The organism is Collimonas sp. PA-H2, from assembly GCF_002564105.1.
In the GTDB taxonomy this organism is placed as follows: domain Bacteria; phylum Pseudomonadota; class Gammaproteobacteria; order Burkholderiales; family Burkholderiaceae_D; genus Collimonas.
Window position 1 is genome coordinate 3,747,829 of record NZ_PDBX01000001.1, and the last position, 17,175, is coordinate 3,765,003.

Here is a 17,175-nt window from a genome sequence, read left to right on the forward strand (position 1 = left end):
CTTTCCCTGAGCCGACGCCGGCAGCAGTAAAGCAAAAAGCCTGAACCACGCAAGCGGTTCAGGCTTTTTTATCGCCGGGCGAAAATTTCGCTTACGGCTGGATGACAGCGCCGCTGGCTTGTTTCGCCTGGATATCGGCAACGGCTTGCTGGATCGCGCTCATGCGATAGTCGGTGGCAGGGTGGATCGCGGTATAGCCGTTCAGGACCGTGGCTGGATACTGCGTCGCCAGCCGTTGCCAGAAGGTTGCTGCATTGTCGACCTTGTAGCCGGCGCGCGCCACCATGTAAAGCGACAGTTTGTCCGCCGCCGCATCGAGCTGCTGCGGATAAGGCTTGACCCCGGCCGCGCCGCTCAGCGAGGTAGTGTCGGGCCGCAGGCGGATCAGGTTGTCGATGACGCCGGTCATGGTCGCCGTGTTGCGCTGGCGCGAAGGATGGGTCAGCGAGTTGTGCGCCATTTCCTTGGCGATCACCAGCGCCAGTTCATCATCGCTTTGCGTGAATTTCATCATGCCGGCGCTGACCAGCACGCGGCGGCCGTCGGCATAGCTGATCACGTTATCGGTGTTGCCGAGCTCGATGCCGAAGGCGCAGGCGCGGGTCAGCGGCACGTTCATGGTCTGGTTGCTGCCGTTGCGGGCGACGGTGACCTTGATGGTGTTGCGGCCGTTGACCAGCGGGCCGAGCATCAACGCGGTCTGGCGTTCCGCATCGGCGCCTACCGGCACCGGCTTGTCCTGGATTGATACCAGCAGGTCGCCGCGTTGCAGGCCGACCTTGGCGGCGCCGCTGCCGGCCAGCACGCCGGTGATCTGCAATTGATCGGTCAAGCCGAGGGAGGAGGCGGCGGCGATGAATTCCGCGGTAAAGGAGTATTTGGTTTTTGCCGTGAAGCCCAGCAGGTTGCGCGCGTTGTTCCGGCACAGCAGGGCGTTATTCACCAGCAGCGGAGCGGCGACGTCATACAGGCGGTCCTGCAGGCCGATCAGGGTTTTCAGCTCAGCCTGTTGCGGCGGCGCGGTGGCAGCCACCGGCTTGGGGGCCACCGGCGTTACCGGTTTTACTATCCCGGGAGGGATGGTCTCGGTAGTGGTGCAGGCTGCCAGCAATACCAGCGGCAAGGTCACCGCGGCATAGCGTTTGAGGCCATGCCATGCGGGAGCGTTCGTCAATCTCATTATTTTCTCCATCAATGTTTTCCAGTGCTGCCGAAGCCGCCCGCGCCGCGTTCGCTGCTCTCGAAATCTGCTACGACATTAAAACTGACACGTGCTACCGGCACAATCACCAGCTGCGCCAGCCGTTCCATGGGATTAAGGGTAAATTCGGTCTGTCCGCGGTTCCAGGTGGATACCATCAGCTGACCCTGGTAATCAGAGTCGATCAGGCCCACCAGGTTCCCCAGCACGATGCCATGTTTGTGGCCGAGGCCGCTGCGCGGCAGGATCATGGCGGCATAGGCCGGATCGCCGATGTGAATCGCCAGGCCGGTTGGAATCAGATGGGTCTCGCCGGGCTTGATCGTCAGCGGGGCGTCCAGGCAGGCGCGCAGGTCCAGGCCCGCACTGCCTTCGGTGGCGTAGGCCGGCAGTTGATCTTGCATGCGTGGGTCGAGAATTTTGACGTCGATGATGTTCATTGAATTTGGTAACAATCTGTAAGGTGAAGATGAAACGATAAGCTAAGCAAATGAAAAAGCAGGACAGGAACATTCCCGTCAGGTGTTTACATGTGAAGCCGATTCTGGTTTTCGATGCACGGCGCCGATGGTCAAGCGGGCGGCGCCGTGCGGATGCTAAAGTTGCCTGGCAATTCTATTTGCCAAGACGGGCGGCGATGGCGGCGATCAGCTGGCGCGCCAGTTCCTGCTTGCCGGCGCGCGCTAACTCGGTGTGGCCGCCGGCGTCAAACAATACTAATTGATTATCGTCCTTGCCAAATGTGTCATGGCCGATATTCCCGACCAGCAGCGGCACATTTTTGCGGATGCGCTTGGCTTCGCCATATTGCAGCAGGTTCTCCGATTCGGCGGCAAAACCGACACAGTACGGCGCTTTTGGCAGCGCCGCAACTGTTGCCAGAATATCGGGGTTTTGCTCGAACACCAGTTGCGGGGCGCTGCCGTCGGCATTCTTCTTCAGTTTCTGGCTGCTGGCGTTGGCTACGCGCCAGTCCGCCACCGCCGCCACGGCGATGAAAATATCGGTGCCGCCTTGCGCCGCCATTTGCGCCATCACGATATCGTGCATCTGCTGCGCGGTCTGGATGCTGATGCGGCGTACGCCATACGGCGTCGTCAGCGCGGTCGGACCAGACACCAGGGTTACTTCGGCGCCGGCCTCGTAAGCCGCCCGCGCTACCGCATAACCCATTTTTCCGGAGGACAGGTTGGTGATGCCGCGCACCGGATCGATCGGCTCGAAAGTCGGGCCGGCAGTGACCAGCAGGCGCTTGCCTTTGAGCAGCTTGGGCTGGAATGAGGCGATCACTTCTTCCAGCAACTGATCGGCTTCCAGCATGCGGCCCATGCCGACTTCGCCGCAAGCCTGTTCGCCGGCGTCGGGACCGAGCAGCTGGATGCCGTCCGCCTGCAGTTGCGTCAGGTTGCGCTGGGTGGCAGGATTCTGCCACATCTCGACGTTCATCGCCGGCGCCACCAGCAGCGGTACGGTAGCGGGACGGGCGACGCATAAAGTCGACAACAGGTCGTCGCAGGCACCGTGCGCCAGCTTGAAAATGAAATCAGCGGAGCAGGGCGCGATGACGATGGCGTCGGCGTCGCGGGTCAGGTCGATATGCGGCATGTTGTTGCCGATGCGTGCATCCCACTGATCGGTAAACACCGTCTTGCCGGACAGGCCCTGCATGGTGACGGCGGTAATGAAGTGCGTTGCCGCCGCCGTCATCACTATTTGCACCGAGGCGCCGGCCTTGATCAGCGCCCGCGTGAATTCCGCCGCCTTGTAGCAGGCGATGCCGCCGGTGAGTCCCAGCACGATTTTTTTACCAGCGAGATCCATGTCAGCTCCTGGAGTAATGCGTCAATTATCTGCTTACTTACTTATTTGCTCGCTTATTTGTTTACGCGGCGCAATTCATCAATGACGAACAATACCGCACCGACGCAGATCGCGCTATCGGCGATATTGAAAGCCGGCCAGTGCCAGTTGCGCACGTAGATGTCGAGAAAATCGATCACATGGCCGTAGGCGATGCGGTCGATCACATTGCCGATGGCGCCGCCCAGGATCAGCGCCAGCGCGGTGCAGAACATGCGCTGGCCGGCATGCCGTTTCAGCAAGAAAGTAATGAACAATGCCGCTGCAATGCCGAGGGCAGTGAAAAAGTAGCGTTGCCAGCCCGATTCGGTCGAAAGGAAACTGAAGGCGGCGCCCTTGTTATACACCAGCACCAGGTTGAAGAAAGAAGTCACCGCCAGCGACTCGCCGTAGCTGAACAGGCGCACGATGGTGATCTTGGTCAGCTGGTCGAGCACCAGCACCAGCGCGGCGATCGCCAGCCATGGCGCCAGGCCGTATTTCGAGGAGGTGGTAGAGATAGGGGAAGAGCGCTTTTTGGTAGCCATAGGGGATTTGTCAGTTCTCAGCAATGTGGCGGTAAAGTGCGCAGCTCACAGGATCGCAGGACGATCGCCGCCAGCCGCGCAGGATTGATTCAATCAGGCTAGCTAATCAACGGCTCAGGCAACGTGCCGCTGTTCGCCCTTGCCAAACAGATTGGCGACGCAGCGTCCGCACAGGCCCGCATGTTCCGGGTGGCTGCCGACGTCGGCCCGGTAGTGCCAGCAACGTTCACATTTCTGCTGGGTCGATGGCGTCACCAAGATCGCTTCTTCCGCTTCGCTCGCCACTTCCGATACGCTGGCGCTGGAAGTGATCAGCACAAACTTGAGATCGTCGCCGAGGCTGCTCAGCAGCGTGTACTTGGCCGCCGCAGCCTTGATTTCGACTTCCGCCTGCAAAGAGGAGCCAATGCCGCCGGCTACCCGCACTTCTTCCAGCTGCTTGGTGACGTCGGCGCGCACCGCGCGCACGGCGTTGAACTTCTCGATCAGGGCCGCGGCGCCGTCGATTTCCGGCAGCGTGTAATAGGTCTGCGTGAAAATGGTTTCATCGCTGGCGGCAAACGCTTCCGGGCTGGCGAAGAAGGACCAGGCTTCTTCCGCGGTGAACGACAGCGTCGGCGCCATCACGCGCAACAGTGCCTGGGTGATATGCCAGATCGCGGTTTGCGCCGAACGCCTTGCCGTCGAGCTGACGCCGCTGGTGTACAGGCGGTCCTTGAGGATATCCAGGTAGAAGCCGCCCAGGTCTTCCGAGCAATACATCTGCAGCTTGGAGATCACCGGATGGAATTCGTAAGTCTCGTAATGATTCAGGATGTCGGCCTGCAGCTGCGCCATGCTGGCGATCGCATAGCGGTCGATTTCCAGCAGCTCGGCGATCGGCACGGCGTCGGTCGCCGGATTGAAGTCAGAGGTATTCGCCAGCAGGAAGCGCAGGGTATTGCGGATGCGGCGATACGATTCCGTCACGCGCTTGAGGATCTCTTCGGAGATGGTGATTTCACCGGAATAATCGCTCGAAGCAACCCACAGGCGCAGGATTTCCGCGCCCAGCGAGTCCGCCACCTTTTGCGGTTCGACGCCGTTCTTCAGCGATTTCGACATCTTGCGGCCTTCGCCATCCACCACGAAGCCGTGCGTCAGCAAGGCGTTGTAAGGTGCGCGGCCGTTCAGCATGGCCGAAGTCAGCAAGGAGGAGTGGAACCAGCCGCGATGCTGGTCCGAGCCTTCCAGGTAAAGGTCGGCCGGGAACTGCAGCTGGTCGGCGTGCGAGCCGCGCAGCACGGTCTGGTGGGTCGAGCCGGAATCGAACCAGACATCCAGCGTGTCCTTGTTCTTGACGTAATTCTCAGCGTCGTCACCCAGCAATTCCTTAGGGTCCAGCGCCTGCCATGCTTCGATGCCATGCTGCTCGACGCGCTGGGCGATCTGCTCCAGCAGCTCCGGCGTGCGCGGATGCAGCTGGCCGCTTTCCTTATGCACGAAAAATGCCATCGGCACGCCCCACTGGCGCTGGCGCGACAAGGTCCAGTCCGGACGGTTGGCGATCATGCCGTGCAGGCGCGCCTTGCCCCAGCTTGGGAAAAATGCGGTTTCGTCGATCGCTTGCAGCGCGGTGGCGCGCAGGCTGGCGTGGCCATCCGTCGGCAAATTGTCCATGCTGGCGAACCACTGCGAGGTGGCGCGATAGATGATCGGCGACTTGTGACGCCAGCAATGCATGTAGCTGTGATCGAACATCACCAGCTTGAACAGCGCGCCGGCTTCTTCCAGCTTGCTGCAGATCGGCTTGGACGCTTCCCAGATGGTCATGCCGGCAAAGAACGGCAGCCAGGAGGCGAACTTGCCATCGCCCATGACCGGGCTGATGATGTCGTCGTCCTTCATGCCGTGCGCTTTGCAGGAGATAAAGTCTTCGATGCCGTAGGCAGGCGCCGAGTGCACGATACCGGTGCCGCTGTCGGTCGTCACGTAGTCGCCCAGGTAGACCGGCGACAGGCGCTCATAGCCTGGATCGGCAGCGGCCAGCGGGTGCTTGAAATTGATTAGCGACAGGGCCTCGCCCTTGCAGCTGGCGACGACAGAGCCTTCGAGGCCGAAACGCTGCAGCGAATCCGCCACCAGGTCCTGCGCCAGGATCAACAGCAGCGGCTCGCCGTTGCGCACCGTCTGCACCAGCGCATAGTCGACTTCTGGATGGACGTTGAGCGCCTGGTTGGACGGGATGGTCCATGGCGTCGTGGTCCAGATCACCACATAGCCCTTGTCGGTCGGCAGCGCCGGCAGACCGAAGGCCGCAGCCAGCTTGGCCGGCTCGGCAAACGGGAAGCCGACGTCGATCGACGGATCGCGCTTGTCCTGGTATTCCACTTCCGCCTCAGCCAGGGCCGAACCGCAGTCGAAGCACCAGTTGACCGGCTTCAGGCCGCGGTAAACGTAGCCCTTTTCCAGGATGGTGCCGAGCGCGCGCAACTCATCGGCTTCATTGCGGAAGGCCATGGTCAGATACGGATTATCCCACTCGCCCAGCACACCGAGACGGATGAAGTCTTTGCGCTGCAGGTCGATCTGTTCATTGGCGTAGGCGCGCGCCTTGGACTGTACTTCCGCCACCGGCAGGTTCTTGCCGTACTTCTTTTCGATCTGGATTTCGATCGGCATGCCGTGGCAATCCCAGCCCGGCACGTAAGGCGCGTCGAAGCCGGCCATGTTGCGGGCCTTGACGATCATGTCCTTGAGGATTTTGTTGACGGCGTGGCCCAGGTGGATCTCGCCGTTGGCATACGGCGGACCGTCATGCAGGATGAATTTCGGCCGGCCCTTGGAAGCCTTGCGGATCCGTTCGTAGACTTTCTTTTCCTGCCATTGCTTGACCCATTGCGGCTCACGCTTGGCGAGATCGCCGCGCATGGGGAATGGCGTCTCGGTCATGTTGACCGGGTATTTGCTTTGCGGCTTAGTCTGCTTGACTGGCTTTGCCGCCTTGGTGTTTTCTGGTTTGCTGGTCTGATCGGACATAATTTTCTTTAATGGAATTCGGTGGGGCCTGCTATCGGCAGGCATAACGCAAGCAGTGAAAGCAACAGCGTCAAATTCGATCGGTAGCCGCGGTCGGCGCGCGCGAGGCGATGGAATCCATATCCCCGTGCTGGCGGAAATACGCCCGTGCATTGTCGACATCGCGCTCGATCGCCGCCGTCAGGGTGGGCAGGTCGACGTATTTTTCTTCGTCGCGCAGCTTCTGCAAAAATTCGACCTGGATCAGCTTGCCGTAGCAATCGCCGCTAAAGTCGAGCAGATAGCTCTCCAGCAGCACCCGGCCGCTGTCGTCGACGGTAGGACGCACGCCGATGCTGGCGACGGCTGGCAATGGCTGATCCGCCAGGCCATGTACTTTCACCACGAAAATCCCCGACAGCGCCGGCAGCTTGTGGTTGACGCGCAGGTTCAGGGTAGGGAAGCCGATGCTGCGGCCGAGCTTCTTGCCATGCACCACGTGACCCGAAATCGCATACGGATGGCCCAGCAACGCCCGCGCGTGGCTGAAATCGCCGGCCGCCAACGCGGCTCTCACCGCTGACGAGGAGACCCGCGCGCCCTGGTTCATCACGGTCGGCAAGGTCTCGACATGGAAACCGTATTTCTTGCCGGCTTCGACCAGGGTAGCGATATTGCCGGCGCGGCGCGATCCGAAGCAGAAATCTTCACCCACCATCAGCCATTTCACGTGCAAGCCTTCGACCAGTACTTTTTCGATAAAGTCTTGCGGCGACATGGCGGCGAAACTGGCGTTGAAATGTTCCACGATCACGCGGTCGATGCCGGCCTGCGACAGCGATTGCAGCTTGTCGCGCAGGTTGGCGACGCGGGTCGGCATATTGCCCGGCTGGCCGGCGCGCTGCGCAAAGAATTCGCGCGGGTGCGGTTCGAATGTCATGACCGCCGCATCCAGCCCCAGTTCGGTGGCCGCCTTGCGGACGTGCGCGAGCAGCACCTGATGGCCGCGATGAACGCCATCGAAGTTGCCGATAGTGAGCGCGCACGGGGCGCGCGATTCGGCGTTGGGAAGTCCGCGAAATACCTTCATTGAAGTGACCGGAATATTTGTTGCAAAACCTTGGATTATAAATGCTTTCGGGGCCTTGCCCCCGCCAGGAAGATGATCTGCGTTCGATTGGGCGATTTAAAATTGACAAAATGGCCATTTTTCGGTGTCGGACCACTTTTACGCAAAGGCGGTCCGCAGGCTTACATTCTAGCCGCCCATAAAAAAATCGCTCCGAAGAGTAATGCTGTTCAGTTAGGGCAGAACGACATGCCGTAGGGTGGGCACTCCGTGCCCACGCAGTATCATGGATATTCGTGTCCCTGACATTCGTGCCCCGGCTACGCGCCCCGGCCCGTCCGCGTGGGCACGGAGTGCCCACCCTACGAGTTCCGCAAATAAAAATGCCGTTCAGTCTTAACTGAACGGCATTACGCTCCGAAGAGCGATTTTTATCCAACTATCCGGCTTCAGGCAGGTCAGGCCTGCTTGTTGCCGCCCAGCAGGCCACCCAGCAGGCCACCCAGGTCCAGGCCGCCGGCAGCGGCAGGCTGGCCGTTCGGTGTCAGCTTGTCGACCAGACCAGGCAGGATTTCCGACAGGTGGCCAGCTGCTTCAGTTGGGGAAATGCCCGCCGCCGTCGCCAGTTCCTGCAGGTGACCACCGCCCAACGCTTGCTGCACCTGGTCTGGCGAAATCGCTTGGTTTTGGCCGTTGCCGATCCATGACTGCACAACCGAGCCCAAGCCCGCGCCTTCGAATGCGCTGAGGAGGCCGCCACCAGCACCCTGGCCAGCACCCGCACCGCCGCCTTGCAGTGCCTTCAGCAGCAATGGCACTGCAGCTGCGATCAACATGGCTTTCGGATCATTTGATTGCTGCTGGCCGCCACCGAGGATGCCGCCTAACGAATCCAATAGTCCCATAATATTCTCCTGAGTAAATAATGCGATAAGCCATCAAGGCTGGTCTCTGCCTTGCAGAAAACACAAGGCAGTTACAAAATAAATAAGCAGACTGATACTACAACGAGGCAGCAGGTTTGAGTAGTTGGACAACTGAAAACGATTGTGTCTTGGCATCCGCTCTTATTTTAGCCAGAGTTTCCACCTTTGCTTAGATCAATTTGTAGAAACCATAGAAAAACGCCAGGATTGCAGACCTTACATTTCACCCCAGATCGCATTGATCGCCGCCAGCGCCGCCAGCCCGGCCGTTTCAGTACGCAGGATCCGAGGTCCCATCGACAACATCAGCGCTCCCTGGCTGCAAGCCAGGTTCTCTTCCGCTTCAGTAAAGCCGCCTTCCGGACCGATCAGCAGAGCTAGCGCTTGCGGCGGCTGATGGCGCGCCCAGTCAGACAGCGATTGTTCGCCGCGCGGCGACAGCAGTATCCGCTTGTGTAAATCCTGTTGCTGGACCCAGTCGTTGAACGGGCTGAGGGTGGCCAGGCTGGGCATGCGGTTGCGCCCGCTCTGCTCGGCGGCGGCGACAATCACGGCCTGCCAGTGGCTTTGCTTTTTTTCGGCGCGCTCACTGTTGAGGCGCACCACGCAGCGCTGTGCCGCCAGTGGCTGGATTGCGGCGACGCCGAGCTCGACCGCTTTTTCGATGATCCAGTCCAGCTTCGACGATTCCGGCAGAGCCTGCGCCAGCGTAATCGCATAAGGCAGTTCCACCTCGCGCGGCGAGAAAGTCTTGATTTCGGCGCTGACACGCTTTTTTTCGATGCTGCTGATGGTCGCGGTGTACTCGCCGCCTTGGCCGTTGAACAGCGTGATAGGCGCAGCCGGCCCCAGGCGTAGCACCAGCAGGTGATGAGCGACGGCGTCCGGCAGCGCCAGCACCTGGCCGATTTCGAGTGGACTTGAAACGTAGAAACGAGGCATGTAGGAAAAATTCTTCAGTTAGTAGGTCATGCAAGCGGCATTCAGGATGCCCAGCCCAAGGCTGACTGTACCAAGAAAGAGACCGGATGCGATCTTGTTTTCAGGAATATCCGCCACCAGCGTCGGCAACAGCAGCCTGACAATCAGGAAAGCCAGCAGCTGCACCACCAGCGCCACTACGCCCCAAACCAGCATGTCGAGCAGGTTGATGCTGTTCGAAATGGCCGAAGCAAGGGCGACGCTATAGCCGAGCAGGGCGCCGGCCAGGCTGGCTGCCGCCGCATTGTTGCCGGCGCGGATCAGGGCCAGTTCATGATAGGGCGTGATGAAAATATACACCACGAGAAATATGCCGACCAGCAGCAGCGCCAGGCCGAAGTGGGACAGGAAGGCCGGCAGGCCGACGGGAAGAAAGGCAAGGCTCATGGGTCGATGCTCCTGGTAACGAGGGTGGCTGCTCTGGAAAAGCGCTTAAAGCTGTTGGCAGATTGAAGCTTAATCAACAAAATAATGCGGAATGAAGCGGCTGGTGTCCTTGGTGATCAGCGAGACGTCTTCGCGGATGCCGATGCCGGCCGGGGCGTCGCCCACCACCCACGAACCGATCGAGGCGTAGGCCGGGGTGATGCCGTCGTCGAATTTCGGCTGCGGCGCAAACGCCTGGTAGATATAACCTTCGGCGCCATACTGTCCGGGTTGATGATGGACTTCGCCGCCGGCATAGATCGTGATGTTTTCGCCTTCGCGCGAATACAGCGGCTTCTTGACGAAATCGCCGCTGATGCGCCAGGCATCGAAAAACGCCGGCAACAGGTTGGGATGGCCGGGAAACAATTCCCACAGCACCGGCAGGATGGCCTTGTTCGACAGCACCATCTTCCAGGCCGGCTCCACCAAGCGCAGCGGCCGTGCCAGCAGATGATCGGCAAACGCTTCGCGGCACAGCCATTCCCAGGGATACAGCTTGAACAGGTTGTCGATCTTGATGTCGTGGTCGTCGACGAATTCCGCGTGCCGCTCGTCCCAGCCGATGTTTTCGATCGCCAGCTGCTTGGTGGCGAAGCCGGCCTGGATCGCGGTATCGCGCAGATAGGCCAGGTTGCCTTCGTCTTCCTCATGGCCGCCGATGCAGGCGAAGTGCAGCAGACCTTTGCATTGATGGCGGCTGGCCAGGGTCTGCCATTGGGCGATCAGTTTTTCGTGCAGCGAATTGAACTGGTCTGCCTGCGGCAACACGTCCTGCAGCCAGTACCATTGCGCCACGCTGGATTCCACCAGGCCGGTCGGCGTATCGGCGTTATATTCCAGCATCTTCGGCGCGCCCTGGCCGTTCCAGGAGAGGTCGAAGCGGCCGTACAGCGAGAATTCCTGGTCGCGCCAGCTTTCTTCCACCAGCGCCCAGAACGGTTGCGGAATGGCGAACTGCTCCAGGCGTTCCTTGGCGATCACGTGTTCTACTGCCTGCAGCGCCATCTGGTGCAATTCGCTGGTGGCGTCTTCCAGGGTATCGATCTGCGCAGCGGTAAAGCGGTAGGCATAGCGCTCATCCCAATACAGATCGTCGATCGAATGGTAGGTGAAGCCTAGCGCTTCGAATTGTTCCTGCCAGTTGACGCGCGGCGTCAGGCTTTCGCGAATCATGCTTAACCGCCGGCCGAGGAAATGTGGGCGCCGCCAAAGCCGCCGCGCGACACGCTGCGGGCCACCGAGTGGTTGCTCTCGCCGCTGCCGCCGGCCAGGCCGAAACTGTTGCCGCCGCTGCGGGCGCTGCGTTGCGCGCTGGCGCGTTCGCCTTCATCGTAGCTGGGACCGTAATAGCGGCCGAAGTAAGCGCCGCCGTGGCTGCTGCTGGAGCCGCTGCTGCCGGGCGCCGGCTGGCACAGCTCGGGCCGTCCCCAGTCCTTTTTACAATCTTCCTGGCTGGCATATTCGTCGCGCGCCTGGCGCGGACCGCAGCCTGCCAGCAAGGTCGACGCCGCCAGCACCAGCGGCACGGCGCGGCTTTTTCTGGAAGACAGGGCGGCGGTTTCCAAGGTTTGCTTCAAAAGACCGGTGGTTGGCAAAACGCTCTCCCTATCAGGCAACGATGAAAATCCAGCAATAAAAGGGCCTGGTAACACATGATTTGGGAGATGCGTTCCAACCAAAACGTGTGCTGGCAAGGCGCGTGGCGTAGCTGGGGCTAAAGCCCCAGCAAGCCATGCAACGCGGCCAGCGCACGTTTTGGTTGGAACCCTCCGGGAACGCGCGGCAGGCGTCACATGCCGTCGTTACTCCTCCTTGCCGTAGCACCGCTACGTCGCGTCGTCGCGCCTAGGCCTGTAACGCCTGCCGCGCGTTCGCACTCCCAAATCATGTGTTATCAGGCCCTGGCGCGCCCAGATTTTGCACGAAATTGGGCAGGGCGAATAGTGCTGGATGGACATTTTCGTTGTAATACTGCAGCTCAGCCAGCGCCCGGTCTTGCAGGCGGATGGCGATTTCCTGGCTCTCCAATTGCCGCGGATCGAGCGTATCGCTGGCCACCGCCATGCCCCACAGTGCGCCGTACAGCGGCACATAGACGGTGTAAGGACTGACATGCCGGAAAACATTGCCGAGCCGCTGGCGCAACTGAGCGAAGCGTTGCGGATGATGGAAGGGGCTGCCCAGGTGCATCACCAGCGCGCCGCCGGGGGCGAGCAAGATCTGGCAGGCTTGCAGGAATTCCTGGGTATAGCAGTCTGCCGCCAGTGTGCTGCCGTCGGCTGCCTGCGGATCGGTCAGGTCCAGCAGGATCAAGTCATAGAGTCGATCGGCAACATGTGCCTGCGCCGCTTCTTTGACAAAAGCGAAGCCATCCAGCGCGACATGCTGTACCCGCGGATCGTCCAGGGCGCCATGATGGATTTGCTGAAGATGTTGACGCGCCAGCTGAATCACTAGCGGATCGATTTCGCAGAGTGTGATGTGTTCGATCGACGGGTGCTTGAGCAACTCCTCGCTGCTGCCGCCATCGCCGCCGCCGACAATCAGCGCGCGCCGCGGATGCGGATGGCTGAGCGCGGCCGGATGCACCAGGCATTCATGGTAGAAGAATTCGTCGCGTTCGGAAGTCATGAAAGCGCCGTCCAGCCGCATCACCCTGCCGAATTCGGCGGAGTCGGCAATCTCTATGCGCTGAAACGGCGATTGGGTTTGCGCCAGCGGCGGCGCCAGGCTGGTGCCGTAGGCGGTATGCGGCGTCAGCTGTTCCAGCGCCAGGGTCTGGCCGCTGGCGCCGTTGCCGCGCTGCAGGCGCTGGGTTTGCCACTGCGTCGCGGCGAAGCCGGCGATCAGCGCTTCCAGCAAGGCGCTGGCCTTGGCGCTGTTGTCTTCCGTGAAGTTGCAGACATATACATCCAGCGTTACCGCCTGGCGTTCCGGCCAGGTATGCACCGCCAGGTGCGACTCGGCCAGCAACAGGGCGCAGGTGACGCCGGCGGCGCTGCCGTCGGCGGCCTGGAAGGGATGGAATTTTTCACCGACGATGGTGAGTCCGGAGCGCCGGGTCTGTGCCAGCACAAATTCCTGCAGTAACGCCGGATCGAGCAGCAAGCCCGGAGCGCAGCGGCAATCGTAGCAATCTGCCGTCAGATGTAAACCTTGCATGGTCTGTTCAGTAAAAAAGAGGTCCGGAGGGATAAATCGATATGGGATTGATAATTGAAACGTCCAATCCTTATCCGATGCGCTTGCTCGCCTGCGGCGTTGCGGCAGCATTTTACTGCCCCGGAAGGGGAGAAATGCGCGGATTTGAACCGGTATCGACCGCATTTTGGTAAAATATCGGCCTTTGTGGCTGTTCTGGCAGCCGGTGCCGACGCCCGCTGCCCCGGATGACCGAATTTTGCCCACTAACCAATTTTCAACCATTGCCTACCGCTCACACCATGACTTCCACTCTCCCGACTACCAAGATGGCCAATGCAATCCGCGCACTGGCAATGGACGCTGTACAAAAAGCAAATTCGGGCCATCCCGGCATGCCGATGGGCATGGCGGAAATCGCAGTCGCCTTGTGGGCCAAGCACTACCGTCACAATCCAGCCAATCCGCACTGGTTCAACCGCGACCGTTTTGTCTTGTCGAATGGTCATGGTTCGATGCTGCAATATGCCTTGCTGCACCTGACCGGCTACGATTTGCCGATGGACGAGCTGCGCAATTTCCGCCAGATGCATTCGAAGACGCCTGGCCATCCGGAAGTCGATGTCACGCCGGGGATTGAAACCACTACCGGCCCGCTGGGCCAGGGTTTGACCAATGCGGTCGGCATGGCGCTGGCGGAAAAGCTGCTGGCGGCGGAATTCAACCGCGGTGAATTGGCGATCGTCGATCACTACACTTACACCTTTGTCGGCGACGGCTGCCTGATGGAGGGCATCTCGCACGAAGCCTGCTCGCTGGCCGGCACGCTGCGCCTGTCGAAGCTGATCGCGCTGTACGATGATAACGGTATCTCGATCGACGGCCATGTCGAAGGCTGGTTCAAGGACGACACCCCTAAGCGTTTCGAAGCCTACGGCTGGAACGTCATCCGCGCCGTCGACGGCCACAATGTGGAAGCCGTCAGCGCCGCCATCCATCAAGCCAAGCTGTCCGACAAGCCAACCCTGATCTGCTGCAAGACCGTGATCGGCAAGGGTTCGCCTAACCTGGCCGGCACCGACAAGGTGCACGGCGCGGCATTGGGCGACAAGGAAATCGCCGCCGTGCGCGAAGCGCTGGGCTGGAATTATGCACCGTTTGAAATCCCTGCCGACGTCTACGCAGCATGGGACGCCAAGCCGCAAGGCCAGCAATTCGAAGGCGACTGGAACGCCTTGTTCGCTGCATATACCGCCGCGCATCCGCAGCAAGCCAGCGAATTCACCCGCCGCATGAAGGGTGAGCTGCCAGGCAATTTCGAACAGACGGTGAGCGCATACATCGCCACCTGCGTCGAGAAAAAAGAAACCATCGCTACCCGCAAGGCCAGCCAGAATGCGATCCAGGCGCTGGCGCCGGTGCTGCCGGAATTCCTCGGCGGTTCGGCCGACCTGACCGGTTCCAACCTGACCAACTGGAAAGAAAGCGTGGCAGTGCGCGCTGACCAGCCGGGCAACCACATCAACTACGGCGTGCGCGAATTCGGCATGAGCGCGATGATCAACGGCATGGCCCTGCATGGCGGCTACATCCCGTTCGGCGCCACTTTCCTGACCTTCTCCGACTACAGCCGCAATGCCTTGCGCATGGCCGCGCTGATGAAGATCCGTTCGATCTTCGTGTTCACCCATGACTCCATCGGCCTGGGCGAAGATGGTCCGACCCACCAGTCGGTGGAACACGTTTCCAGCCTGCGCCTGATCCCGCAACTGGACAACTGGCGTCCATGCGACACGGTGGAATCGGCCGTGGCATGGCAGCAGGCGGTGCAGCGCAAGCATGGCCCGAGCACCCTGATTTTCTCGCGCCAGAACCTGCAATACCAGGAACGCGACGCGGCGCAGATCGCCAACATCCAGCGCGGCGCCTATATCCTGAAAGATGCGCCTGACGCCAAGGCGATCCTGATCGCCACCGGTTCCGAAGTCGAACTGGCGATGCAAGCGGCAGCAGCGCTGGCGCAGGAAGGCATCGCGGTACGCGTGGTGTCGATGCCTTGCGCCGACGTCTTCGACCGCCAGGAAGGCGCTTACAAGGCCAGCGTGCTGCAACGCGGCTTGCCGCGCGTGGCGATCGAAGCCGGCGTGACGGCGTTCTGGCACAAGTATGTCGGCCTGGAAGGCGCTGTGGTCGGTATCGATACTTTCGGCGAATCGGCTCCGGCTCCTGTGCTGTTCAAGCATTTCGGCTTCACTGTTGAAAACGTCGTGTCCAAGACCAAGCTGGTACTGGCATGAATCTGAGAGCTGCACGGGCGATCGGCAAGATGGACATCGCCAACATCGTTGGCGATGTCGTCATCCGCCGCGCCACCGTCGCCGATGCGGCGGTGATTGCGGCGGTGCGTATCGACAGCTGGCGCACCACTTACCGCGGCATCATTCCGGACGACTATCTGGACGGTATGAAGATTGAAGACAGCACGGCCATCTGGAGCCGCATCTTGTCGGCGACCTCGAACGCCGCCAATGTCTTCGTGGCCGAGGTCGACGGCGAGGTGCTGGGCTTTGCCGCCGGCATGACGCTGGCGCAAGCGAAGCTCGGTTTCGATTCCGAACTGACGGCGATCTATCTGGAGCCGTCGGTGCAGCGCGCCGGCATCGGCCGCAAGCTGGTGGCGCACGTGGCCGCAGCACTGGCCAGCGCCGGCGCCAACAATATGCTGGTATGGGTGCTGGCGGACAATCGCCCGGCACGCCAGTTTTACGAAATGCTGGGCGCCGAACTGCTGGCCGAGCAGCCGTTCAGCTGGGATGGATTGGATTTGCAGGAGGCCGGCTATGGCTGGCGTACCATCAGAGTCAATTGAAACGTGTCGGGTAAGAACATAATATCAATGTATAAACGACCGTCATTCCCGCGAACGCGGGAATGACGTTTTCCAGTTTTTATCAACATGATCAAGTAGTGTGATTGAATTGATAGATGCAGTTGAAGCTAATTTTTTGTTAATACCTTAGGAGAAAACCATGACTATCCGCGTCGCCATCAATGGCTATGGCCGTATCGGCCGCAACATCCTTCGCGCCCATTACGAAGGCGGCAAAAAGCATGACATCGAGATCGTCGCCATCAACGACCTCGGCGACTCGAAAACCAATGCCCACCTGACCCAGTACGATACTGCTCACGGCAAGTTCCCTGGCACCGTGACAGTTGACGGCGACTTCATCGTAGTCAATGGCGACCGCATCAAGGTATTGGCGCAGCGTAACCCGGCAGAACTGCCATGGGGCGAGCTGGGCGTCGACGTCGTGCTGGAATGCACCGGCTTCTTCACCACCAAGGAAAAGGCCAGCGCGCATATCAAGGGTGGCGCCAAGAAAGTCATCATCTCCGCACCGGGCGGCAAGGATGTCGACGCTACTGTCGTGTTCGGCGTCAACCACGGCGTGCTGAAAGCCAGCGACACCGTGATCTCCAACGCTTCCTGCACCACAAACTGCCTGGCGCCGCTGGTCAAGCCGCTGAACGACAAGATCGGCGTGCTGAACGGCCTGATGACTACCGTTCACTCCTACACCAACGACCAGGTGCTGACTGACGTCTACCACGAAGACTTGCGCCGCGCCCGTTCCGCCACCATGAGCATGATCCCGGCCAAGACCGGCGCTGCCGCCGCGGTCGGCCTGGTGCTGCCTGAACTGAACGGCAAGCTGGACGGCTTCGCGATCCGCGTTCCTACCATCAACGTTTCGCTGGTTGACCTGTCGTTCGTCGCTGCCCGCGACACTACCGTCGACGAAGTCAACGCGATCATGAAAGATGCATCGGAAAACGGCGCCTTGAAGGGCTTGCTGACGTATAACGTCGAGCCGTTGGTATCGGTCGATTTCAACCACAATCCGGCCTCCTCGAACTTCGACTCCACGCTGACCAAGGTTTCCGGTCGCCTGGTGAAGGTATCGAGCTGGTACGACAATGAGTGGGGTTTCTCGAACCGCATGCTGGACACCACGGTTGCGCTGGTGAACGCCAAGTAAG

15 protein-coding genes are annotated in these 17,175 nt (G+C 60.5%); 3 read left to right on the top strand and 12 right to left on the bottom strand.

The genetic code is table 11. The features are described 5' to 3' along the window. Positions 1–91: 91 nt before the first annotated feature. The 12 genes from BCF11_RS17240 to speE form a co-directional block, all read right to left on the bottom strand. Complete coding sequence (locus BCF11_RS17240; protein WP_233212519.1) at positions 92–1,180, bottom strand: M48 family metallopeptidase; 1,089 nt, start codon at positions 1,178–1,180, stop codon at positions 92–94. Between the two features lie 11 nt (positions 1,181–1,191). Beyond that, a complete protein-coding gene (dut, locus tag BCF11_RS17245) occupies positions 1,192–1,641 on the bottom strand; it encodes a dUTP diphosphatase (protein WP_098495828.1) in 450 nt (149 codons plus the stop codon). Positions 1,642–1,816: 175 nt separating this feature from the next. After that, positions 1,817–3,022, bottom strand: coding sequence for a bifunctional phosphopantothenoylcysteine decarboxylase/phosphopantothenate--cysteine ligase CoaBC (gene coaBC, locus BCF11_RS17250; RefSeq protein ID WP_098495829.1), 1,206 nt, complete (start codon positions 3,020–3,022; stop codon positions 1,817–1,819). A gap of 53 nt (positions 3,023–3,075) precedes the next feature. After that, positions 3,076–3,588 (bottom strand): signal peptidase II, encoded by a 513-nt coding sequence (gene lspA / locus BCF11_RS17255; RefSeq protein WP_098495830.1) that lies wholly within the window; start codon positions 3,586–3,588, stop codon positions 3,076–3,078. A 114-nt stretch (positions 3,589–3,702) separates the two neighbouring features. Beyond that, positions 3,703–6,606, bottom strand: coding sequence for an isoleucine--tRNA ligase (gene ileS, locus BCF11_RS17260; protein WP_098495831.1), 2,904 nt, complete (start codon positions 6,604–6,606; stop codon positions 3,703–3,705). Positions 6,607–6,676: 70 nt separating this feature from the next. Further along, positions 6,677–7,675, bottom strand: coding sequence for a bifunctional riboflavin kinase/FAD synthetase (locus tag BCF11_RS17265; protein WP_098495832.1), 999 nt, complete (start codon positions 7,673–7,675; stop codon positions 6,677–6,679). Between the two features lie 437 nt (positions 7,676–8,112). Next, positions 8,113–8,559 carry a YidB family protein gene (locus BCF11_RS17270; protein WP_098495833.1) on the bottom strand — a complete coding sequence of 149 codons (447 nt, stop codon included), beginning with the start codon at positions 8,557–8,559 and terminating at the stop codon, positions 8,113–8,115. A 237-nt stretch (positions 8,560–8,796) separates the two neighbouring features. Beyond that, positions 8,797–9,522, bottom strand: a complete 726-nt coding sequence (locus tag BCF11_RS17275) for a 16S rRNA (uracil(1498)-N(3))-methyltransferase (protein WP_098495834.1) — start codon at positions 9,520–9,522, stop codon at positions 8,797–8,799. An 18-nt stretch (positions 9,523–9,540) separates the two neighbouring features. Further along, positions 9,541–9,948 carry a DUF350 domain-containing protein gene (locus BCF11_RS17280; protein ID WP_098495835.1) on the bottom strand — a complete coding sequence of 136 codons (408 nt, stop codon included), beginning with the start codon at positions 9,946–9,948 and terminating at the stop codon, positions 9,541–9,543. 69 nt (positions 9,949–10,017) lie between these two features. Beyond that, entirely contained in the window at positions 10,018–11,163 is a 1,146-nt protein-coding gene (locus BCF11_RS17285; RefSeq protein WP_098495836.1) for a glutathionylspermidine synthase family protein, read from the bottom strand. Between the two features lie 2 nt (positions 11,164–11,165). After that, complete coding sequence (locus tag BCF11_RS17290; RefSeq protein WP_143751363.1) at positions 11,166–11,585, bottom strand: hypothetical protein; 420 nt, start codon at positions 11,583–11,585, stop codon at positions 11,166–11,168. A gap of 289 nt (positions 11,586–11,874) precedes the next feature. Next, a complete protein-coding gene (gene speE / locus BCF11_RS17295) occupies positions 11,875–13,152 on the bottom strand; it encodes a polyamine aminopropyltransferase (RefSeq protein ID WP_098495838.1) in 1,278 nt (425 codons plus the stop codon). Positions 13,153–13,433: 281 nt separating this feature from the next. On the opposite strand from speE, the gene tkt reads away from it, so the two are divergent. The 3 genes from tkt to gap all read left to right on the top strand — a co-directional run bounded on the left by tkt (position 13,434) and on the right by gap (position 17,174). After that, the gene (gene tkt, locus BCF11_RS17300; protein WP_098495839.1) at positions 13,434–15,428 is read left to right on the top strand and encodes a transketolase; all 1,995 of its coding nucleotides are present in this window, start codon (positions 13,434–13,436) and stop codon (positions 15,426–15,428) included. Further along, the gene (locus BCF11_RS17305) at positions 15,425–16,000 is read left to right on the top strand and encodes a GNAT family N-acetyltransferase (protein WP_098495840.1); all 576 of its coding nucleotides are present in this window, start codon (positions 15,425–15,427) and stop codon (positions 15,998–16,000) included. Before tkt ends, BCF11_RS17305 begins: the two co-directional genes overlap by 4 nt. A 160-nt stretch (positions 16,001–16,160) precedes the next feature. Continuing rightward, a complete protein-coding gene (gap, locus tag BCF11_RS17310; protein ID WP_014007231.1) occupies positions 16,161–17,174 on the top strand; it encodes a type I glyceraldehyde-3-phosphate dehydrogenase in 1,014 nt (337 codons plus the stop codon). Position 17,175: the final 1 nt, after the last annotated feature.